21 protein-coding genes are annotated in these 21835 nt (G+C 59.9%); 8 read left to right on the plus strand and 13 right to left on the minus strand.

Translation table 11 applies throughout. The annotated features are described in order from the left end of the window. The first annotated feature begins 9 nt into the window (after positions 1 to 9). The gene (locus CCOY_RS06390; RefSeq protein WP_224212714.1) at positions 10 to 561 is read left to right on the plus strand and encodes a S1 family peptidase; all 552 of its coding nucleotides are present in this window, start codon (positions 10 to 12) and stop codon (positions 559 to 561) included. Here the strand turns inward: CCOY_RS06390 and CCOY_RS06395 are convergent. From CCOY_RS06395 to dop, 8 genes are read right to left on the minus strand one after another with little or no spacing between them, the layout of a single operon-like run. Continuing rightward, on the minus strand, positions 548 to 3310 hold the full coding sequence (locus CCOY_RS06395) for a DEAD/DEAH box helicase (protein ID WP_092102528.1): 2763 nt from the start codon (positions 3308 to 3310) through the stop codon (positions 548 to 550). The two genes, CCOY_RS06390 and CCOY_RS06395, sit on opposite strands and share 14 nt — an antisense overlap. Before the next feature lie 5 nt (positions 3311 to 3315). After that, positions 3316 to 4335 carry a twin-arginine translocase subunit TatC gene (tatC, locus tag CCOY_RS06400; protein WP_224212712.1) on the minus strand — a complete coding sequence of 340 codons (1020 nt, stop codon included), beginning with the start codon at positions 4333 to 4335 and terminating at the stop codon, positions 3316 to 3318. Between the two features lie 6 nt (positions 4336 to 4341). Then, complete coding sequence (gene tatA, locus CCOY_RS06405) at positions 4342 to 4608, minus strand: Sec-independent protein translocase subunit TatA (RefSeq protein WP_070484785.1); 267 nt, start codon at positions 4606 to 4608, stop codon at positions 4342 to 4344. A 34-nt stretch (positions 4609 to 4642) separates the two neighbouring features. Further along, a complete protein-coding gene (locus tag CCOY_RS06410; protein WP_092102530.1) occupies positions 4643 to 5575 on the minus strand; it encodes a helix-turn-helix transcriptional regulator in 933 nt (310 codons plus the stop codon). Next, the gene (locus CCOY_RS06415; RefSeq protein WP_092102533.1) at positions 5572 to 6501 is read right to left on the minus strand and encodes a helix-turn-helix transcriptional regulator; all 930 of its coding nucleotides are present in this window, start codon (positions 6499 to 6501) and stop codon (positions 5572 to 5574) included. Before CCOY_RS06415 ends, CCOY_RS06410 begins: the two co-directional genes overlap by 4 nt. Positions 6502 to 6504: 3 nt before the next feature. Then, positions 6505 to 7872, minus strand: a complete 1368-nt coding sequence (gene pafA / locus CCOY_RS06420) for a Pup--protein ligase (RefSeq protein ID WP_425284115.1) — start codon at positions 7870 to 7872, stop codon at positions 6505 to 6507. Between the two features lie 32 nt (positions 7873 to 7904). Next, the gene (locus tag CCOY_RS06425) at positions 7905 to 8099 is read right to left on the minus strand and encodes a ubiquitin-like protein Pup (protein ID WP_070423179.1); all 195 of its coding nucleotides are present in this window, start codon (positions 8097 to 8099) and stop codon (positions 7905 to 7907) included. 16 nt (positions 8100 to 8115) lie between these two features. Continuing rightward, positions 8116 to 9636 carry a depupylase/deamidase Dop gene (dop, locus tag CCOY_RS06430; protein WP_244268725.1) on the minus strand — a complete coding sequence of 507 codons (1521 nt, stop codon included), beginning with the start codon at positions 9634 to 9636 and terminating at the stop codon, positions 8116 to 8118. Between the two features lie 216 nt (positions 9637 to 9852). Between dop and CCOY_RS06435 the strand changes: the two genes are divergently transcribed. From CCOY_RS06435 to CCOY_RS06445, 3 genes are all read left to right on the plus strand, one after another. Then, positions 9853 to 10602: an ABC transporter ATP-binding protein gene (locus CCOY_RS06435; protein WP_083279525.1), complete on the plus strand. Its 750-nt coding sequence runs from the start codon at positions 9853 to 9855 to the stop codon at positions 10600 to 10602. Between the two features lie 16 nt (positions 10603 to 10618). Beyond that, positions 10619 to 11923, plus strand: coding sequence for a hypothetical protein (locus CCOY_RS06440; RefSeq protein ID WP_092102541.1), 1305 nt, complete (start codon positions 10619 to 10621; stop codon positions 11921 to 11923). Between the two features lie 311 nt (positions 11924 to 12234). Further along, the gene (locus CCOY_RS06445) at positions 12235 to 12621 is read left to right on the plus strand and encodes a hypothetical protein (protein WP_143028479.1); all 387 of its coding nucleotides are present in this window, start codon (positions 12235 to 12237) and stop codon (positions 12619 to 12621) included. Between the two features lie 162 nt (positions 12622 to 12783). On the opposite strand, the gene pdxS is transcribed toward CCOY_RS06445, so the two are convergent. Beyond that, entirely contained in the window at positions 12784 to 13659 is an 876-nt protein-coding gene (gene pdxS, locus CCOY_RS06450) for a pyridoxal 5'-phosphate synthase lyase subunit PdxS (protein WP_092102547.1), read from the minus strand. Between the two features lie 58 nt (positions 13660 to 13717). Between pdxS and pdxR the strand changes: the two genes are divergently transcribed. The 3 genes from pdxR (at position 13718) to CCOY_RS06465 (ending at position 15671) form a co-directional block, all read left to right on the plus strand. Next, a complete protein-coding gene (gene pdxR, locus CCOY_RS06455; RefSeq protein WP_244268726.1) occupies positions 13718 to 15076 on the plus strand; it encodes a MocR-like pyridoxine biosynthesis transcription factor PdxR in 1359 nt (452 codons plus the stop codon). Positions 15077 to 15153: 77 nt separating this feature from the next. Further along, a complete protein-coding gene (locus tag CCOY_RS06460) occupies positions 15154 to 15414 on the plus strand; it encodes a type II toxin-antitoxin system Phd/YefM family antitoxin (RefSeq protein ID WP_070423251.1) in 261 nt (86 codons plus the stop codon). Further along, positions 15411 to 15671: a Txe/YoeB family addiction module toxin gene (locus tag CCOY_RS06465; protein WP_070423172.1), complete on the plus strand. Its 261-nt coding sequence runs from the start codon at positions 15411 to 15413 to the stop codon at positions 15669 to 15671. Before CCOY_RS06460 ends, CCOY_RS06465 begins: the two co-directional genes overlap by 4 nt. Before the next feature lie 9 nt (positions 15672 to 15680). On the opposite strand, the gene arc is transcribed toward CCOY_RS06465, so the two are convergent. From arc to CCOY_RS06480, 3 genes are read right to left on the minus strand one after another with little or no spacing between them, the layout of a single operon-like run. Next, the gene (gene arc, locus CCOY_RS06470; protein ID WP_092102553.1) at positions 15681 to 17204 is read right to left on the minus strand and encodes a proteasome ATPase; all 1524 of its coding nucleotides are present in this window, start codon (positions 17202 to 17204) and stop codon (positions 15681 to 15683) included. Between the two features lie 38 nt (positions 17205 to 17242). Then, complete coding sequence (locus CCOY_RS06475; RefSeq protein ID WP_070423170.1) at positions 17243 to 18076, minus strand: tRNA (adenine-N1)-methyltransferase; 834 nt, start codon at positions 18074 to 18076, stop codon at positions 17243 to 17245. Between the two features lie 15 nt (positions 18077 to 18091). After that, positions 18092 to 19303: a M18 family aminopeptidase gene (locus CCOY_RS06480; RefSeq protein WP_092102555.1), complete on the minus strand. Its 1212-nt coding sequence runs from the start codon at positions 19301 to 19303 to the stop codon at positions 18092 to 18094. Between the two features lie 26 nt (positions 19304 to 19329). On the opposite strand from CCOY_RS06480, the gene CCOY_RS06485 reads away from it, so the two are divergent. Continuing rightward, entirely contained in the window at positions 19330 to 20169 is an 840-nt protein-coding gene (locus tag CCOY_RS06485) for a RecB family exonuclease (RefSeq protein WP_092103091.1), read from the plus strand. Here the strand turns inward: CCOY_RS06485 and CCOY_RS06490 are convergent. Further along, entirely contained in the window at positions 20166 to 21833 is a 1668-nt protein-coding gene (locus tag CCOY_RS06490) for a formate--tetrahydrofolate ligase (RefSeq protein ID WP_092102557.1), read from the minus strand. The genes CCOY_RS06485 and CCOY_RS06490 overlap by 4 nt on opposite strands. Positions 21834 to 21835 lie beyond the last annotated feature (2 nt).

Below are 21835 nucleotides of genomic sequence, written 5' to 3' on the forward strand. Positions count from 1 at the left end.
ATCGCTGCTGTGTCTGAATCCCTCGCACGATCAATCGCCCGCATCAGTATGCCTGGACGTAGTTACTGTTCAGGCGCGCTGATCACGCCCGATACGGTGCTCACGTGTGCGCATTTCTTTCGCGGTGTGGATGAATCGAAGGTGCGTGTGCGTATCGACGACACCACGTACCGCCTCAAATCCGCCGCACCGATTCCCGGTACTGATATTGCATTGGCAAGGCTCACCGAACGCTCATCGGCTCCGCTGCTTGCGATTGGGGCTCCTCCGAAGATTGGCGCATCGACGCTGACGGTTGGCTTCGGCGGACGTGCGAAAACTCCTCAGGGAAAGCCAGGTCTCTACCTGGGCAAGTTGCCGTTTTCTGCGTCACGGTCGTTTGCCACGCGTATCCGCCCCGCGGGCTTGGTCTACGCCTCTCCCCCGGCGATCAAAGGAGACTCTGGCGGGCCGGTCTTTGCACACGGCAAGGTGTTCGCAGTGCAGTCGCTCATCATGGATCCGATGAACCGAAACCTGCGCATCGCCACCGTGTCGCTATTGCCCGCTAGTTACCGATAGCCACCACACCGCGGCGGATCGCGTCGACTGCACGGTTGGCGTTATCACGAATCTGGTCAGAGTAGCCGGTCTTCTTAATCTGCTCGAGCAGGTCGATGACTTGGCGGCACCAGCGCACGAAGTCGCCAGGTGTCAGTTCTGCGCCGGATTCTGCCGCAGCTGCGAGGGCGTAACCCAAGGGGGCACCCGCGGTCCACTGATGCATGGATAGGCTAAACCCGGCATCCGGAAGGCGTGTTGCGGGAAGATTATGGCGTTGCTCATCAGACACCAGTTCGCCGTAGATGCGCATGGTGTCGTTCATCGCATCAGCCATCGCGTCGGTTGCCGCCTCCGGCGAACCCTGGGTCGCACGACGGTTTTCGAACACCACCATGGATGCGACACCGGCGAGTTCCGCTGGATCTAGCTCGTCCCAGATGCCGCGCTTGAGACACTGTGCGACCAGAAGGTCTGAGACGTTGTGAATACGCGATAGACGCTCGCCCTCGTCGGTGACGTTGGGTTCGCCGTCGACTAGTTCGACGTAGTCCATCTCCGTGAGCAGCCCGATGATGCGCTCAAAGGTTCGGCCAAGCGAGTCGGTCGAGGTATCCACACGACGCTCAAGTGAGGCGAGTTTGCGCTCGTCGCGCACGATGTCTTCGGCTGTTCTGGCAAGAAGTTCGCGGTCGTGCGTTGGCCAATGATGCACCGGGTGATCACGAATAGCCTTCTGCAGCGCAAGCACCTGCTTGTTCGGACGGGTCCGCGCCTTCTCACGCAAACGTTTGGGTGCATTGAAATGGCCGCGGTGCAGCATGTCCGCGACCTTGCGGGCGTGCTTTCGTGGCTGTTGCTGCATATGACGAGGCACCTTGATGCGGCCGACGACCATGGGCGGGTTGCGGAACGAGGCAGCATCAATACGTGCCGACCATCCGCGCTCCGTTGTCACCCAGGGACGTGGGTCGTGCTGCTTCGCCGCAGGCTGCACGACAGCGGCCAGTTCCGGCTTGCGCTTACCCGGCAGTGCGATCACCTCGCCTACTTGGAGGCGAGCGAGAATCTTGACGGTCTCCGTGTGGCGGTTCTCAATCGCTTCGCGGCGCGCTTTCTTCTCCGCATCGTTGAGGTCTCGACGCAACCTCGAGTACTCCACAAGCTCTGCAGCCGGGTCTTCGGACGGCGGCGCGAACGCGGAGATGTCGCGCTCCAACTTCTCACGAAGGATCCGGACCTTGGTTTGCAGACGCTCAATGTCGCGGACCTCGCCCACCACGGAGCGGTCGGTCTGGAACTGGGCAAAAGACTGCTCGATCAGTCGGATCGAATCATCGAAGCCATTCATGGCCAGCATGTTGATCGCCATGTTGTAGCCAGGCTGAAACTGCGAGATAAGCGGGTATGTGCGAGTGGAGGCCAACCCGGCAACCGCATGGGGGTCCAGCGCCGGTGCCCACTGCACGACGGCGTTGCCGATGTGGTCGATGCCGCGGCGCCCCGCACGCCCGGTCAGCTGCGTGTACTGGCCAGGAGTCAAATCGACATGGGCCTCGCCATTGAACTTGACCATCTTCTCCAGCACCACAGTTCGCGCCGGCATGTTGATACCCAGCGCGAGGGTTTCGGTGGCGAAGACCACCTTGACCAAACCGCGTACAAAGAGCTGCTCAACGATGTGCTTGAACGCTGGCAGCAGACCTGCGTGGTGGGAGGCAAAGCCACGCATCCAAGCGGTGCGCAACTGTTTGAAGTTGAGCACTTCAAGGTCTTCGCCGGGAATGCCTTCCACGCCGTCGTCGATAATCTGCTCGATTTCGGAGCGCTCCTCCGGAGTCGTCAGTTCCTTGCGGGAACGCAGGCACTGGAACAGTGCGCCGTCGCAGCCGGCGCGGGAAAAGATGAACACGATCGCGGGCAGCATGTCCTGGCCCTGCAGGACGGAGACGACCTCCGGGCGCCCTACTGGACGCACTTTGTCCTGGCCGCGGGTACGGCCGCTGCGAGAGCGCGAACGGAAGCCACGGCCTTCTTCGAAGTCGCGGCGACCCTCATTGGAATGGCCGGACTCGATGCGCTCAATGGCGTGCTCGAGGGAGCGGTTGACTCGCCCGTCGGTGCCGGGTTCGAACAGCGGGAACATCTTGCGCCCCACCATCATGTACTGGCTCAGCGGGATCGGGCGGTGCTCAGAGACGATCACCTCTGTATCGCCACGGACGGTAGACAGCCATTCGCCGAACTCCTCGGAGTTTGACACCGTAGCTGAAAGACCAATGAGGCTGACCGAGTCGCTCAAGTTGAGGATGATCTCCTCCCACACGGCACCACGGTCCCGATCTGCCAGAAAGTGGATCTCATCCATCACCACATGGGTCAGGCGATCCAACTGTGGTGACTCGGCGTAGAGCATGTTACGAAGCACCTCAGTGGTCATGACGACGATCTCAGCCGAGCCGTTGATGCTGGTGTCCCCGGTGAGCAGACCGACAGCCTCTTCGCCATGCTCGGCAACGAGGTCGTTGTACTTCTGGTTGCTCAGCGCCTTGATCGGCGTGGTGTAGAAACACTTCGTCCCACGGTGCAGGGCGAGGGACACGGCGAACTCGCCAACAATGGTTTTGCCCGAGCCGGTTGGCGCGCAAACCAGCACGCCACGATCTTCCTCGACGGCTTTGCAGGCCTCAATCTGGAAGTCGTCGAGATCGAAAGGCTTCGCTGCGGCGAATTCCTGCAGAAACGGCGTGGAGTTCTCGGGGGAAAGCATGCCCCCTACAGTACGTCCCCAAAGTCAATGTCGTTTTCGAAGCCTCGCTTCTGCGAGGTGCTCGACTTTGTCGCCGGGGCACGGTGTACCGGTTGTGGGCGCTCGATTGGTGCAGCCCTAATGCTTGTCGACGAGCCAATCGGGCTCGCAGACCCAACCGGAGTCGGAGCGTCGATCGGGCCGGAACCCTGCTCGTCGTCAAGATCCATCCAGTCTGGACGCTCACGCTTGCGCTTGCGGTCGTTGAAACGGCAGAACTGGAACGCGAGCTCGACCAAAAACGTTATAGAAAGACCAAGGATCGTCATGGAAAATGGATCCTGTGTCGGAGTCATGACGGCCGCGAAGATGAAGATCAACACGATGATGAAGCGACGCTTGTCCTTCACATGTTCGTAGCGCAACACTCCGACGAGGTTGAGCATGATGATGATCAGCGGCACCTCGAAGCTCACGCCGAAGATCACGATGAGAGACAGCAGGAAGTTGTAGTAGTCTCCACCAGACAGTGCAGCGATCTGAAACTCAGATCCAATTGACATCAAGATCAGAAATCCCTGGTCAAGGATGAAATAGGCCAGAGTTGCGCCGCTTACAAAAAGAATCACTGCAATAGTTACGAAGACAAACGTATAGCGGCGTTCGTTCTTTAGCAGTCCTGGCGTAATAAACTTCCAAATTTGGGATAGCCACACCGGAGATGCCAGTACCAGACCGGCGAGAGCACCAATCTTCAGTCGCAGCATGAACATCTCTAGTGGTCTTGTTGCCAAAAGACGGCACTCACCGTCTCCGGTAAAATCTGCTCGAAGTTCATCAGGCAAACTGCAATATGGGCCACGAATGATTTCGCCCAGCGGCATCAAGCGCCAAGGCGCATATTGATACCAAATGAAGCCGACAATCGTCCCGACGAGAATAGCGGCTAGGGAGACAAGCACCCGCCGACGAAGTTCCTGGAGGTGCTCGACCAGCGACATCTCGCCGGTAGGATTCTTCCTCCGATTAGTCACTTTTGCCTTCATTGCCACTTAGGAGCGCGGCTGGTTCTCCGGGCGCTCCCAGAAATCGGCGTCCTGCGCGGCGCTGCGGGTCTCTTGGGCAGCCGCGGATTCAATCTCGTGCTGTTGCTTCGGCTGTTCGCCAGCCTCGTCGTTTTGCATCTCCTTGACTTCAGACTTAAAGATACGGGCGGAGCGACCCATGGAGCGTGCGAGATCCGGCAGCTTGTTTGCACCAAACAAAAGCAAGATTACGAAAAGAATAAGGAGTAGTTCTGCTCCACTCGGCAAAGTCATTGCGTTCCTTTCAACAACAGACGTGTAAGGGCTCTTAGTCTAACGCCTCGAGCGCAGAATTCACGCGCGCCTCGAGTTCAGCAGCCAGCTTCGCTGGCTCTTGGATGCGTACGCGGTCGGCTTGACCTAGGCAGAACCTGATCAACCAGTCGCCACTGCCGTAGTGCATGGCGGCCGAAATCCACCCCGTTTCGGAGTCAATTACGTCACTTTCGATATCGATGTCCCAGTAGTCCGCGAGCCACGTCGCGTCCGGATGGATCAGCAGTTGCGCCTTTGCCTGCTGGGCCATCCCGAAAGGATCGGCGCTGTCGAAGTCGGTGTCCGTGGCGGTGGACGGCTCGTCGAGAAGTACCGCTTCCCGGATACGGTCAAGCCTGAACGTCTTTATATCCCCGGCATCTGCTGCTCGGAGGTAGGTGTTGCCGTCCTCGTGGAAGAGGCTCGCAGGCTCAATTGTGCGCTTACTCGTCGTGTCTGAGGTTGCCGAGTAATACGTCACCTCAAGTTGCTGCTTGGCAGAGAGTGCCTCGGCGACCGTAGACGCAATACTCGACGTCGTGGGGTGCTCCGCATCGCCAATGCCGCTGGCGGTTGTCGCGGTACGGATCTTGTCGGCTGCGGAGCGGACCGCGCGGGCATCCACAAGCCCAGGCATTGTCTCTAACGAGTCGAGCAGCACCAGCAGCGCACTTGCTTCGACTGGGGTAAGGCGAAGCGGCTTGGTCAAGCCTTGATCGTCGATGATCCGCACGCCCTTCCAGGAATGCTCCAGCTCGATCATCTCCCCCGGGCCAGTGCCAACGCCCGACATGTACAGCAAGTCCAGATCATCGCGCACCTGCTGCGGATCTGCGCCGAGGTCGCGCGCGATCTCCATTACCGTCAGGTCCGCGTGGTTGGATGCGTAAGCAACCAGGTTGAGCAAACGCACCACGCGCTCTTGTCGCTGCAGATCAGTACTCATCGGCGTTCCTCTCCCGCTGCTGTACGCAAAAGCTTGACGACGTCCTCCCGCACCCCAGCTGGCTCCACCGCGACAACGTTGCCCGCAATGCTGGCAATTGCGCGCACAACCCAATCGCGGTCGACGGAGGTGAGCGTGATGGTGTCGGCAATACGCTTGCCCCGCAAGGCGAGTTCTTCACCAGCGCCATCGGTAACGGTGACGGTGGCATCAACCAGGTCGCCTCGCAACGATGCCTCCACAATGCTTTGGAGATCGCTTTCCTGCTCGTGGAACGGCTCTGACGTGTTGACGCGTTTCACCTGGGAAATTTTCTTCACGCGGAAGACACGCTCGGCGCCGCGGTCGATGTCGTAGCCGACGAAGTAGGCGCGGTTGTTCAGCGACACCACGCCCCACGGGTCCACTACGCGACGCTCAGGATCCTTGCCTGGTGCGCGGACGAAGTCGAAGGACATGCGCTGCTTGTTGCGCACACACGCAACGATGGCGCGCAACGTCTCTGGGCGGAGTTGGAAGATATCGTTGGACACCGACACCAACGTCGGAGCATCCAGGTTCCGCGTCGCACCGGACGCGGCGAGCTTCGTCCATCCCGAACGCGCGAAACTGCCAAGCGAGCCTGGCTGGGAAAGATCAACTGCTAGCCCGACGACGGATGCTTCCTCGGCGGTGAGATCCACCGGCGGAAGTTCGTAGAGGTCTTTATCAACCCACACTTCCCCGTCTACAAAGTGGGCGGGAACCCAGAGTCGGCGCAGTTCTGCGACGTCACGGCGGATGAGATGACCTGCAGCGTCACGGCTGCGACCCCCGTAACCGTCGACGTGGCGCTGCACCCACGCGACGTCCCGCTTTTCGGGTGAGTTGAGCAGTGCAAAGGTGAGGCCGACCTGGCGGATGATCATGTCGGAATCGTCGGCCATGCGCTACTCCCCTTCCCCCGCGTGAGCGTTGACGTAGTCGATGAGGTCATCTGCCTCGGCGCTGGTGTTGGCGAATGGGTCGAGCAACTCAATCGTGCGCGGCTCCGGACGGTTGACCTTCAGGTGCACCCAATCGACGTTGTGTGGCGTATCTGCTTCACGTACTGCCGCGAGGAACCTCCCGCGGATGGCGGCACGTGTGGTCTCAGGCGGGTTCGCCACAGCCTGTGCGATCGCGTCGTCGGTAATCCAGCGCTTGGCAAGACCTTTGCGCTCCAGCAGGTAGAACAGTCCGCGCTTGCGGTTGATGTCGTGATACGTCAAGTCGATCTGGGCGAGTTTTGGGTGGTCCCAGCCACAACCGAGCTTGGCGCGGAACTGCTCAAGCAGTTTGCGCTTAATCACCCAGTCGATCTCTGTATCTACCTGGGAGAAATCCTGTGTCGCAATCGCATTGAGGGTGCGCTCCCACAGGTCCACGACGCGGGCCATCTCCTCGTTCGGCGTACCCTCGTCTGGGCGTTGCGCCAACCAGCGCTTCGCAGCCTCAAGCGTTGTGCGCTGCACCTCCAGGGCGGTCACGGTTCCACCCGCAGCTAGGTCGAGCGGCGTCGACCCGGTCGGGTCGGCTGCAATATCGCGGATATGCGCGATGGGGTCTGTGAGCTCCATGTCTGGCAGGTCGAAGCCCGCCTCGAGCATCTCAATGACCAGCAGCATCGAGCCAACCTTCAGCGCAAAGGTGGGCTCGGACATGTTGGAATCGCCCACGATGACGTGCATGCGACGGAACCGGTGCGAATCCCCGTGGGGTTCGTCGCGGGTGTTGATGATCGGGCGGGTGCGCGTCGTTGCGGACGAGACGCCTTCCCACACTTGATCTGCGCGCTGCGAGATGACGAATGTGTCGCCTGCGATCTTGCCGGCGCCGCAGATGAGCTGGCGTGTGATTAGAAACGGCAGCAGTTGCTGACCGAAGGACTTCAGCGCGAGTTCGCGGCTGACCAGGTAGTTCTCGTGTGCGCCATAGGAGTTGCCACGGGAGTCCACGTTGTTCTTAAACAAATAGGTCGACCCGCCGAGGCCGTCTGCCGCAAGGGCCTTGTCAGCCGTTTCTGCAAGATCCGCATAGATCCACTCGCCGGCCTTATCGTGCGCGAGGAGCTGGGACAGTGAGTCGCACTCCGCCGTCGCGTATTCCGGGTGTGATCCGACATCCAGGTAGAGACGCGCAGCGTTGTCCACATACACGTTGGAACTGCGGTGCTGCGCCACTACCGGGCGGAAGAGGTACCTGGCGATCTCTTCCGGGGTGAGCACTTGGCGGGCACCGTCGTAGGCAGCCACGCCGAATTCTGTTTCGACGCCCATGATGCGCCGCGGGTACCCAGCCACCATTGCGTTTACTGACCACCCTTTTGCACGAAGGATTTCACAAACTCCTCCGCGTTGGTGTCCAGCAGCGCGTCGATCTCGTCGAGCAGATCATCCGTACCGGTTGTGTTGATCTGGGCTTGACCGGCGCCTTGCGATGCGTCGAAGTTGTCACCGTTATCTTCACCGCCGCCACCTGCGGCGTGCATCTGTTGCGTAGCCATGGCTATCAGCCTACCTTTACCTATTCGTTTTCAAGCCCAGTCCGGCCAGCAATTCGGACACCGTGTTGGATTGGGCAATAAGTTCTTCGGTGTCCGCCGCGGTGTGCTCCCCGAGCAGGTCGAGCGGGACCCGGTAGAGCTGCTCGTCGATAGAAAACAGCATAGATTGCCAGCTGGAGGCGACCAGGTTTTCGCCGAATTTTTGGCCGGCAGTGCCGCGGAAGTACGCACGGGTGTCGCGCGGTGGTTCTGCGGCGGCGCGTTTGATCGTTTCCGCATCAACCAGCGTGCGCATAGCACCCTTGCGGACAAGCGCGTGGTACAGCGACTGCGACGGGTCAATGTCCGAGTACTGCAGGTCAATCGCCTGCAGTTTCGCCATTGTCGCGCCGCGCTGCTCGAAACGCCGGATCAGCGACCATTTTGCGGTCCAGTCCAGCCGGTCGGCCGTCGAGAGCGGATCGCGCTCCAAGTCATCGAGAATCTCGCCCCACATTTCGAGCACTTGCTTATCGACGACCCCAAGTCCCTCAAGGCCTGCACACCGCTCACGGTAGATCCGCAAGATGGAGATTGCGGTGCGCGAGGTGTCGTCGACAAGCGAAAGCTCATGGTTCAGCGTCGGGTCGTGGCTAACCGCATGAATCTCCGCAACCGGGTCCTTCAGACGCAGGTCTGAGAAGTCCACGTCCTGCTCAATGGCGTCGAGCACCAACTTCGTCATGCCGAGTTTGAGGAAGTTGGAGAACTGGCTCATGTTCGCATCGCCCACGATGACGTGGAGGCGACGGAAGTCCTCCTCCGGTGCGTGTGGCTCGTCGCGCGTGTTCACAATGCCGCGGTTGAGTGTCGTCTCGAGCGAGACTTCCTGCTCGAAGTAGTCTGCGCGCTGCGAGATCTGGAAACCAGGCTTCTCCGACGCTTGGCCGATGCCGACGCGCCCGGCGCCGATGATCACCTGGCGAGTGACGAAGAACGGAATCAACGCCTGCGTGAGCCGCTCAAAATTGGTGTGGCGCGAGTACAGGTAGTTTTCGTGACTGCCGTAGGAGCGACCCTTGCCGTCGACATTGTTCTTGTAGAACTTCAGCGGCGGGCACGGATCGTGATTGGCGAGGACGGAAACCTGCTCTTCCCACAGGTGACGGATGTCAGCAGCGGCGTCATTGAGGATGTGATCGCCCGCTGCGTCATAAATCATGGTGTCCAAAGCGTTCGAGCATTCTGGGCTTGAGTACTCGGGGTGGCCGTGGTCAACGTAATAACGCGCACCATTAGCGACGACAACGTTCGCCACCCCGATCGCATTCGCGTCCACCACCGGCACACTGCGGTAGCGCTGCAGATCGAACCCACGGGCGTCCTTCAGCGGGGCTTCTTCCGCATAGTCCCATCGCGTACGCGCTTTTGTGCGCAACGCCGCGTACGCCACCACCGCGTGAGTGGAGGTAACGAGCGGGCTGATCAGCGGATTGTCGGGGCAAGTGATGCCGTATTCGGTCTCGGTACCCATGTAGCGCAATTGGTTATTACTCATCACTTCAACAGACTACAGGCTGGGGGAAGTGTGATGATTGTCGCTATTGTCGCACGGTAGTGATCCATGCTATATTCCGTACACCTGTAAGTTTCTGATGGAGGTGCTTCACCTCCGAACTTTTTAGGAGCTACTACGGCCAGGTGGTCAGCAACACAGGGAACACGTTACGTGGAGCTAACTCCGGGGCCTGCCGATAAATAGGAAGGACGCTCCTTGATCCGCACCAATTCCTTAAGCAAGACTTTCAAGTCACGCACTGGCACTACGGAAGCAGTCAAAGACGTGTCTGTAACGTTCCCGCCGGGTCTCTCGGTCCTGATAGGCGGCAACGGCAGTGGAAAGTCTACGTTGATACGTCTCCTGTGCACCATAGAAAAGCCGACACGAGGTGGATTTTCGGTCGATGGAACGGAGATCGCAGGAAGAGCGTTAGTTAACTATCGGCGTCGTATTGGCTATGTACCCCAAGATGTACGTTTCGCCTCGACTATGACATGCCGTGACGCCCTTGCATACGCAGGCTGGGTTGCAGGGCTTGATAGACGCGCCTATTTGCGACGAATCCCGGAAGTATTGGAGATGATCGAGCTCCCAGAGATTGAGAATTCCCGAGTCAGCAACCTGTCTGGAGGACAAACTCGGCGCGTTGGAATTGCAGCTTCCCTGATCCATTCGCCCGATATTCTATTTTTGGATGAACCTACCGCAGGTCTTGACCCGCAGGCGAGGATTGAGGTGCGACATCTCCTAAATCGTCTCAAAGATAGCGCAACAATCATTCTCTCCACGCATCTGCAGGATGATCTCGAGCATGTGGCTGACAACGTGGTTGCGCTCCACAACGGTCGCATCGCGTACGAGGGAGAATGGAATCGGTTAAAAGCTGTTTCCGCAGACAATTTTTCCTCGGTGTCAACCGATCCCCTAGAACGCGCCCTCGCTTACGTGGCATCGAAACATTAATTCAGGACTTCAGCTTATGATCACTAGAAAATTTGGCTCACCAGTGCTCATGGTGCTCGGTGTCCTTCAGGTGGTATTCGGTGTTGGGGTTTCCTTTTGGGTGACCTCTAAACAAATGCAATTTGCGTATCCGCGAACTGCGGATATCGCTGAGGCATTTCGAGATGCAACTGCTTTATCCTGCTTTGGACTAGCAGTCATCGTCTCCTACAACGTGGCAGCGTTAGCTTCTCCTCGCGTGGGAACTGCCAACTCACTTGGCCGATACCCGCTAAAACTGCAGGTTCTATTCTTGACCCTCGCCCCAGCATTAATTACAGCCGCGTCAATATCACTTGGGGCTATTCCTGCTTTTACCGATGCTATCGCTAAAAGTGCAGATGGATCCGTCTGGATTCTGCTGGTAGTCGCTGTCAGCACTGTTTTTCTCTCCACGGTTGCTGCGCTGTCCGCTTTCGTTGCGCTTGCCTTTCGCAAGTTTCATCCCGCTGTCTCGCCATTGATTGCAGTTATTGTCACCTACTTTGTTGTCGCGTTCGGTGCTAACAGTGCCAAAACTTGGGCAGTCGCTCCAATTGTTTTGCAGGCGGTTGATCCGACTGATCTCACTGAGCCTCGAAACCTGGTAGTTGCCTTGGGTGTAAGCGTTTGCCTCGCACTGGTAGCTGGTGGACTTCTTTTGTTGGCTGCTGGTGCTTCGAAAAACATTAGTCTTAGCGGAGTAATTGCTATTACGGCGATTGTCGGTGTTGCAGGTCTGTTGCAGGCAGCTGCAGGTCCCGTCGCGATCGTCGATCGAGACTCTTGCGCATTCTCGTCGGGCGGGTCAGAGATATGTGTGGATTCGGCCGATGAGCCCGGGCTTGAGCAAATGACTCGTGATATCTCCGCCCTCGAAGAATATTTACCGGACGGCGTAAGACCGAGGAAACTCGCCAGCAATTCGGCTTACCGGATCAAGTCCGGGGACCACGGTTACCAAAACTTTACGACCGCCGGCGAGGATCGGCGCCTAGACATCAGTGGGCTTCTTCTCGATGAGCTAGGAATCGGGTCATGTACAGATCCGACGTCCGAAGGAGCCTTTGTGATCGACCGAGTTGGGGTCTATATCACTAAGCGCACTGGTGTTTATTCCAAGAGCGTTGAGAAAAATGGTGCTTTCTACCAAAGCATTTCCGAGAGCGGTGAGACGGATCCAGCACCGGAGGACGTGCTATCTTCCCTTGACCACAGCGTGGTTGACAAAAACATAGCGGAAAACTGGAGAGCAATTGTGTCTTGTCAAGCTACATGGGAAATGTTGACGGAGGAGTCCTAGGTCAATCATTGACCATCGTTTAGTTACTCAGAGGTAGCCCGATGCCGATCCGTAGTATTCTCTTGTCCACCCCGTGGCACGTCATTTGCCTTTTGGGGGCATTTTGCGGAGTAATGATTCGTTTAGTTCGTGGGATAACGTTTGAGATCGGAGGTAGTCCCACTAAGCCCTTTGTCATTACAGCTGCTGAGCTAGTTTCGCTTCTTTTCGCTTTGACCACGGTTGTGCTTGTAACACCTTCGATGCCTCACATTGATCTGCGGAGACGGCGGGCTCAGTGGTTATCAGTATTTAGACAAACCTTTGGTGCGATGATCGTCGTGATTGTCGCCTATTTCGCCTCGATCCAGAGCAATGTTGCTTATCATCTTGAGCCGGGGACCGATTCCGCCGTCAGTCCAGAGAGCGAACTGATTATCAACAACAGTGTGTTGATATTTGCGGCAGGTGCAATACTGATCACGCAGTGGGGAAAATCACTGGGGACACTCGCCACCATTATCCTGTGGGCGCTTTGTAATACGCCTTTGGTTTTCTTTACCAACTTCACCCCATGGCCTTTTGCGGTACTTCTAGATGCTGGACCGTGGTTCTCTACGGAGCACCTATGCACTACAGGGCTAGTACTGATTGCGAGTTTTCTGGTGCAGTTCCGCACTGCCGGTGCTAGTGCTTTCGCAATTCGAAGAGACACATAGATTCGACCGCCCAATTCGAGTGGTTATGAGGAAATAGTCTTCGCCCCCAAGTATCACGCACGACCTGGGGGCGATGTGTTTGACAGGTTCGAGTCGCAGAGAACTTAGGGTCGTACAACTATGGCCATTCTCAACCGGTTGGTCGATGCACGAATAAATGCGTTACCAGCCGCGCTCAGCCAGGCGGTGCGGTGCTGGCAGGTCGGAGACGTTGATGCCGACCATCGCCTCGCCCAGGCCACGGGACACCTCGGTGACTACCGCGATATCGTTCCAGTTCTGCGTCGCCTTCACCACAGCCTTTGCGCGGGCCTCAGGGTTGCCGGACTTGAAGATGCCGGATCCGACAAAGACACCGTCTGCGCCGAGTTCCATCATGAAGGCCGCATCAGCCGGGGTAGACACGCCACCAGCGACAAGCAATGGCACTGGCAGCTTGCCGTTCTCGGCAACCCACGCCACAAGGTCGTACGGAGCCTGCAGTTCCTTGGCGGCCACGTAGAGCTCGTCGCGGTTGTTCTCCCAAATAGCCTGGAGGCCAGCGATCTCGCTGGTGATCTTGCGGATGTGCTTGGTGGCCTCGGACACGTCACCCGTGCCAGCTTCACCCTTGGATCGGATCATGGATGCACCTTCGTTGATGCGACGCAGCGCCTCGCCGAGGTTGGTTGCACCACAGACGAACGGCACGGAAAAGCCACGCTTGTCAATGTGGTTGACGTAGTCCGCCGGGCTGAGCACCTCGGACTCGTCGATGTAGTCCACACCCAGGTGCTCGAGGATCTTTGCCTCCACTGCGTGGCCGATACGCGCTTTGGCCATGACCGGGATGTCGACGGTTTCGATGATGCCCTCGATCAGGTCTGGGTCCGACATGCGGGCCACGCCGCCCTGCGCGCGGATGTCGGCCGGTACGCGCTCGAGCGCCATGACGGCGGAGGCGCCGGCATCCTCGGCGATCTTGGCCTGCTCGGGCGTGACCACGTCCATGATCACGCCGCCGATGAATTTCTGGTTCAGCTGTTCTACATGAGACATACCGCTTAGTCTGCCCTGACAACTGGTAGATTCCAAGTGCCAGTTATATTTAGATTCTTTGGACCAGTTGATGCTTCTCGACGTCTCACGCGACTATCCCACGCCCATTCCTGCTCAAATCGCGGCAGGGATCCGCGACGCTGTTGCCACCGGCGCGCTTTCGCCTAACGACGCAATCCCGTCCACCCGTGTTCTCGCCGAGCAACTTGGGGTATCGCGAGGCAGTGTGGTCACTGCATACGACCAGCTCGAGGGTGAGGGCTACCTGCTGACCAGCCAGGGAGCGCCCACGCGGATCCACCCAGACCTCACTGTCGCAGCGCCCGTACCCGAACCCGCCGGCGGCTCGCCTGCCCGCACAACCCCGAAGGCCCGAATCTCGCTCAAGCCCTCGCCCGGCAGCGCGGGCACTATCCGCCCCGCCACCTGGCGAAAGGCGTGGCGCGAGGCCGCCGCGGAGCCCGGGAACAGTGTGGACAAGTCCGGCGAACCGGAGCTGCGCCATGCGGTAGCAGAGCACCTCCGTCTCGCGCGCAGCATGCGCGTGTCACCGGACCAGATCGTGGTTACCGGCGGCTCCCGCGAGGGACTCATGTGCATTCTCTTTGCGCTTGGGCCGAATTTGCGCGTGGGCGTGGAAGACCCCGGGCACCCGGGACTGCGACGCGTGATTCCGCTCGGCGGCCACGAGGTCGTGGAATGCGCCACGGACACCGACGGCGTCGTGGTGAGCGCTCTCCCCGACTCCCTCGACGCTCTGCTGGTCACCCCGTCGCACCTCTACCCCTTCGGCGGCGCCATGCCCGCCACTCGCCGGGTGGAGCTGCTGGAATGGGCTGCGCGCACCGAAACCGTGGTAATCGAAGACGACTTCAACACCGAACTGCGCTACCGCATCTCCCCGCAGCCGGCGCTGTCCTCGCTGGCCACACGCGCGGACGTGTTTACACTCGGCACGTTTTCCACGCTGCTTTCCCGCGAACTCGCGGCCGGCTACGTCGTTGCCTCGCCAGCAACCGTTGAGGTGCTGCGCGAGGTCCGCAGCGTCCTCGGCATGCCGGTTTCTTCAGTCACGCAGCGCGCCATCGCGTACTTGCTGAACGACGGCGTCGCTCGCCGCTCATCTCGCGCCGTGCATCGTGGGCTGGCACAGCGACGCAAAGTACTCAACGAGCGACTGGTTCCGTTAATCAACGGTGCCGAACTCGCGCCCGGCGATGGCGCAGACCTCACGGTGCGTTTTGACACACGAAACGAACGGGATGAATTTGAACAACGCCTGCTCGAGGTAGGTATCGAGTCTGGTCACGAATCTGCACTGTGGACCAACAGCGGCGACGGGCTGGTGTTGAGCTTTGCCCACTTGAGTGCAACTGACTTCGACCTCGCCGTTGAGATCGTCACACGGATTGTGTGATCTCATTGACACGCCCGTTCAATAATGAATAGAGTTGTACAGGAAGTTGTACTTATCGGGGTTATTGGAGGCAAATGATGAAAGTCATGTCTTACTCGGAATCTCGTGCAAACTACGCGGAGGTTCTGAACACAGTTGTTGACGATTGCGAGGAGGTCGTCATCACCCGTTCCGGCCACGATCCGGTTGTCATTGTCTCGCTGGCGGAATACGAATCGATGAAGGAGACCTCTTATTTGCTTCAATCCCCAGCGAATGCTCGCGTACTCAAGGAGCGAATCGAACGCTTGGAAAAAGGAACGTCGGTTCAGAATGAGCTCATCGAGGAAGATAGATGATTCTGTCTTGGGACGAAGATGCCTGGGCCGAGTATGTCGAATGGCAAACCACGGACAAGCGTGTGCTCAAACGCATCAACATGCTCATCCGCGATATTCAACGCAACGGCAATCAAGGCATCGGCAAGCCTGAACCGCTCAAACATGAGCTCAGTGGCTATTGGTCCCGGAGGATTACCAGCGAGCACCGACTCGTGTACAAAATGACCGAAACCGAGATCCGAATTGCGGCTTGTCGCTACCACTACGGGGAATAGACTCCTCTACTACCCGATGACCTCTGCGGCGACGACACGTTTGCCGTGGCGGCCAGTAATACGCGCCCACTCGTCTGGGTTCGCAGTGTTCGGCATGTCTTCGCTTTCGTCCTGCTCGTTGCGTACTGCTTCGCGCAGGTGATCGGCGGTGATTCCCGCGGTGGACACACCTGAGAGGTGGTCCTTGATCGCGAGCTTCTTCGCGCGGTCCACCACATTGGCAATCAAGGCGCCAGAGACGAAGTCGGAGTAGTGCAGTACCTCGGCGGTGCCGTCGACAAGTTCGAGGCGCACGAAGGGGCGCGGGGCGAACATGGCGGCAGCAGCTGCGTCGATAAGTTCCTCGCGAGGAGCAGCAAGGGGGATCGAGTCGGTGAGGTACCGGGCGAGGATGTCCTTCGACTCCTCCTTGTTGGGCCGCGACACGCGGACCTTGATGTCGAGGCGGCCCGGGCGCAAGATTGCCGGGTCGATGAGTTCCTCACGGTTGGTCGCGCCGATGACGATGACGTTCGCGATGTCCTCCACGCCGTCGATCTCAGTAAGCAGCTGCGGTACCACGGTGGTCTCCATGTCAGAGGAGACACCCGATCCGCGGGTGCGGAAGATGGATTCCATCTCGTCGAAAAAGACGATGACCGGGTTGCCCTCGGAGGCGAGCTCGCGGGCGCGCTCGAAGATCAGGCGGATGCGGCGTTCGGTCTCCCCGACGAACTTGTTCAGCAGCTCGGGGCCTTTGACGTTGATGAAGTGCGCCTGCCCCCCGTCTCCAATGCGCTGCGACAACGAGTTCGCCACCGCCTTTGCAATGAGCGTCTTACCGCAACCCGGAGGGCCGTACAGCAACAAGCCCTTCGGCGGGGTGAGGTCGTACGTGGCGTAGAGCTCGGGGTGGGAAAACGGCAGCTCGACGGAATCCTGGATCGTCTCAATCTGGGAGGACAGCCCGCCGATATCTTCGTAGGTCACATCCGGGATTTCCTCGAGCGAGAGTTGGTTGACCTCGGTTTTCTGGATGCGCTCAAACGCGTAACCGGCGGATGAGTTCACCAGCACCATATCGCCTGCACGCGTGGTTTTGAGGAGCGGTTCGGCGAGCATGACCAGCGACTCCGCGCCCTGCTGGTCGGCCACCACGGCGCGATCTGTGCCGATGCGTTCCACCATCGTGGCAATCTGGCCTGTTGGGGTAAACCCACAGGCTTCCACCACAACGGTTCCCTCGCCGAGGCGCACAAGCGTGCCCGGTACAAGGGCTTGTGGCTCGACCAGCGGCGAAATCTTCAGGCGCATCCGCCGACCTGATGTGTGCACCTCCGCTTCCCCATCGCGAGTACCCGGGGCAAGGTAGATGCCGTAGGTGGACGCGGGCTCGCCGAGTTCCTCGACCTTGACGTAGAGGTCATTGAGCTTGTCGCGGCTGGACTTCAGAAGCTCCGCAAGCCGCTTGTTGCGCGCTCCCAGATCTTGATTCTCGCGCTTGAGGTTGCGCAATTCGGGCCCGAAAGCATCGTCTTCAATGTGTCCAACCATGGATCCGAGCCTACCTATCGTCGATAGGACGCAAGTGCTTATCGACGAGCCTTACGCTGCGGGCGCGGCGGCGTCACACCATCAGCGAGCCTGCGGGTCCAGACAAGAAACGCGGTGTGTGCGTTCATGCGGTGCTCCGGGCGGGTAGCCAGGCCATCGACCTTCCACTCACGCAGCAGGGTCTCCCAGGCGCGTGGCTCAGTGAAGCACTTCGCCTCGCGGATAGCCTCCATAATGTTCATCAGCTGTGGCACGGTGGCCACGTACGTCATGAACACACCACCTGGGATGAGCACGTTCTTCACGGTGTCGATGAAGTGCCACGGCTCGACCATGTCCAAGATGACGCGGTCCACCTGACCATCGAGGTCCTCCGGGGTGACCTCGCCAAAGTCGCCCAGGCGAGGCGTCCACCACTCCGGTTCGCCACCGAAGTATTCAGCGACGTTGTCTTTGGCGAACGCCAGGTGGTCGTCGCGAATCTCGTAGGAGTACACGTGCCCCTCGGGACCGACCGCGCGCAGCAGCGACATGGTCAACGCGCCGGAGCCGGCACCCGCCTCCAGCACGCGTGCGCCCATGAAGATGTCACCCTCAACGAGGATCTGGGCCGCATCCTTCGGGTAGATCACCGCGGCGCCGCGGGGCATGGACAGCACGTGATCCACCAGCAGGTGGCGGAAGCAGAGGTAGTCCGAACCCAGCGTGGACTTGACCACCGTGCCCTCGTCGGCACCGATGATGTCATCGTGACTGACGATGCCCTTGTGGGAGTGGAACTGGCCACCCTCCTTGAGCTCGATGGTGAAGTGGCGGCGCTTCGCGTCAGTGAGCTGCACCTTGTCGCCTGGCTGGAACGGTCCCGAATACATGCCGGTAAGTATGCCCTACTGTGCGCCGGTGTAAAAAGCCGACAGTGCGCGCACGAAGTAATCCATGTCGTCCACTCCGCACAGCTCGCGCGCGGAGTGCATGGACAAAAGCGACACACCCACATCGACCGTCGGAAGGCCCAGACGCGTCGAGGAAATCGGTCCAATCGTCGACCCGCACGGCACAGCGTTATTGCCCACAAAGGTTTGGTGTGGCACGCCGGCAGCGCGGCACGCCAGGATCCACTCGGCTTCCGTCGCTGCATTGGATGCGTAGCGCTGGTTGGCGTTGATCTTCAGCACCGGACCCTTGTTGATCAGCGGGTGATGCGTCGGATCGTGCTTGCCCGGGTAGTTCGGGTGCACCGCGTGCGCCGCGTCGGCGGAAACCTGGATGGAGTTCGCGATAATCTCAGACGGTTCGCCGAATGCCGCCGCAACCTTGGTCAGGACGCGCTCTAGCATCGGGCCACCGGCTCCGGCGGTGGATGCAGAGCCCACCTCCTCGTGGTTAAACGCCGCAAGCACCAGGATGTCCTGGGCATCGTCCTTGGCTGCGAGCATCGCCTCGAGCGACGCCCACACACTGGTCAGGTTATCCAGGCGACCAGCGGCCAGAAGATCACCGATGACCTCGCCCCGCTGTGCGTCCGCGGTGATAAGTTCGTGCGCCACGATGTCGTCTGCAGCAAGGCCCGCCGACTCCGCCGCTAGCTCGAGCAGCGGACGGTCCACACCCAGGATCGGCTGGGTGTGGACCTGGCGGTCGATCTCCGGCATGTCACCCCGGTAGAGGTGGATAGCCAGGTTGGGAACGCGCGCAACCGCACCCGTGTTCACGAGGTGTTCCTTACGGTCGGTGGTCACCACTCGACCGGCGAAGGTGAGGTCGCGATCGAACCAGCTCGCCAGGATCGGCCCGCCGTAGACCTCGGTGGCAACCTGGCGGAACCCTTCGCGCACGACATCCGGATCGGGCTTGGCCATCAGCCCAGGCGAGTCCGTGTGCGAGCCGACAACACGGAACCGCGGGTTGGGGTTTTCCGGGACCCACCACGCAATCACGGCGCCATCGCTGATGATGAGGTGGCCGCCGGGGCGTGTGGCGTCGTCGTCAAGCACTGCCCGGCGAGTAAACCCTGCTGCCTCGAGGCTTGTGGCGACGTTTTCCGCCGCGTGATAAGCGGATGGACTCTGGCTGATGAAATCGATGAACGGCTGTGTCATACCCCCACTCTAAGATGTTGGGCACCATGACTCCCAGCAATACGCCACGACCACTCGCCCTGTCCCCCTCCCGCGCGTCCGATTACAAGCGCTGCCCGCTGCAATACAGGTTCCGCGCGATCGACCTCCTGCCGGAACCATCCACGGAAGCGCAGGTGAAAGGCACGCTCGTACACGCCGTGCTGGAAGAGATGTTTTCCTGGCCCCGCGAGGAGCGCACCTACCCCGCCGCCGTGAAGCGGCTCAAGCCGACGTGGGAGCAAATGCGTATCGACGACCCCACCTGCGCCGAACCCGTCGAAGACGACTACCAGCTGCTCGTGGATGCCCGCACGCTCCTGCGTGGCTACTTCACCATGGAAAACCCGCTCGGATTCGACGCGCACGCACAAGAAATGCCGGTCGATTTCACGTTGCCTAACGGGGTTCCCGTGCGCGGGTTCATCGACCGGGTGGACATCGCGCAGACCGGCGAGGTGCGTGTTGTCGACTACAAGACCGGCAAGAAGCCACTGCCCCGCTACTCCCAGGACGCGCAGTTCCAGATGCGGTTTTATGCGCTGGTGTACTGGCGGCTCTTCGGCGTTGTGCCGACCCAGCTGAAACTGATGTACCTGAAGGTGATGGACTCAATGATCCTCACCCCTTCACGCGAGGAGCTGGAGTACTTCGAGCGCGACCTGGCGGAGTTGTGGTGGAAGATCGAAGCCGACGGCAAAGCCGGCTCGTTCCGTCCACAGCAGTCAAAGCTTTGCGGGTGGTGCGCCTTCCAATCACTGTGTCCAGCGTTTGGCGGCACACCACCCGAGTATCCCGGTTGGCCCGGCTCCCGCGCAGAGGAGGAGCCGGGGCCGGAAACGGACTAGAACAGTCCGCTGACCACGCCGTTCTCGTCGACGTCGATGTTGTTGGCTGCCGGCTTCTTCGGCAGGCCAGGCATGGTCATCACATCACCGGTCAGCGCGAGGACGAAACCTGCGCCAGTGCGCGGGATGAGATTGCGTACGTGCAGGGTGTGGCCCGCAGGCGCACCGAGCTCCGTCGGGTCGTCGGAGAAGGAGTACTGCGTCTTGGACACGCAGACCGGCAGGTTGTCAAAGCCGTTGTCCTTCAACGTCTTCAGGTCCTTCAGAGCTGCAGCGGAGTACTGCACCTCGCCTGCGCGGTAGATCTCCTTGGCGATGGTTTCGATGGACTTCTCCACGCCCTCAGCCGGGTCGTACAGCGGGTGCGATTCGCCCTCGGTGAGGTTCGCCAGCAGGGTTTCAGCGAGCTCGGTGGCGCCGGCGCCGCCTTCGGCCCACACGTTGGCGTCGGCAAGCGCAATGCCCTTGGACTCTGCCCAGTTACGCACGAACTCGAGCTCGGCGTCGGTATCGGTGACAAAGCGGTTGAGCGCAACCACCGGGGTGACGCCGAACTTGCGCACGTTTTCCACGTGGCGCTCCAGGTTCACGATGCCCTCTGCCAGCGCATCGACGTTTTCAGCCTTAAGGTCTTCCTTCGCAATGCCAGCGTGGTGCTTGATCGAGCGGATCGTAGCGACGATCACCGCACCTGCGACATCCAGATCACCGTAGCGTGCCTTGATGTCGAAGAACTTCTCCGCACCGAGGTCAGAGCCGAAGCCAGCCTCGGTGAGCACAATGTCGGCGTAGTCCAGTGCCGTGCGAGTTGCGATGAGCGTGTTGCAGCCGTGTGCGATGTTGGCAAACGGACCACCGTGGATAAAGGCGGGGGTACCGCCGAGCGTCTGCACCAGGTTCGGGTTCACAGCGTCCTTGAGCAGAGCGGCCATCGCGCCCTGTGCGCCGATCTCACCGGCGGTGACCGGCTTGCCGTCGTACGTCAGACCGATGGTGATCGCAGCGAGGCGACGCTTCAGGTCCTCCAGGTCCGTGGCCAGGCCAAGGATCGCCATAATCTCGGACGCAGCCGTGATGGTGAAGCCGGTTTCTGCCGGAACACCCGAGGTCGGGCCGCCGAGGCCGGTAATGACGTTGCGCAGCACGCGGTCGTTCACGTCCACGCAACGCTGCCAGGTCACGCGACGCGGGTCGATGTTGAGCTCATTGCCCTGATGGATGTGGTTGTCGATCAGCGCAGCCAAGGTGTTATTGGCGCTGGTGATCGCGTGGAAGTCGCCGGTGAAGTGCAGGTTGATCTGCTCCATCGGGACGACCTGAGAGTAACCACCACCGGCTGCACCACCCTTGACGCCCATGACCGGGCCCAGCGAAGGCTCACGAAGCGCTACCATCGCCTTGTGCCCAAGCTTGGCAAGGGCATCGGTCAGGCCGATCAGCATGGTGGACTTGCCCTCACCTGCAGGGGTTGGGGAAACACCGGTCACCAAAACGAGCTTGCCCGGCTTGCCCTCCGGAGTCTTGTTGATGTCCACCTTGGCCATGTACTTGCCGTACGGGATGAGCGCATCCTCATCCACGCCGGCCCGGGCGGCAATGTCAGTGATGGGTTCGAGTTCGTGTGCTTGAGCGATTTCGACGTCAGTCAATGGTTGTGCAGTCATGC

Source organism: Corynebacterium coyleae (assembly GCF_030408635.1).
Classification (GTDB): domain Bacteria; phylum Actinomycetota; class Actinomycetes; order Mycobacteriales; family Mycobacteriaceae; genus Corynebacterium; species Corynebacterium coyleae.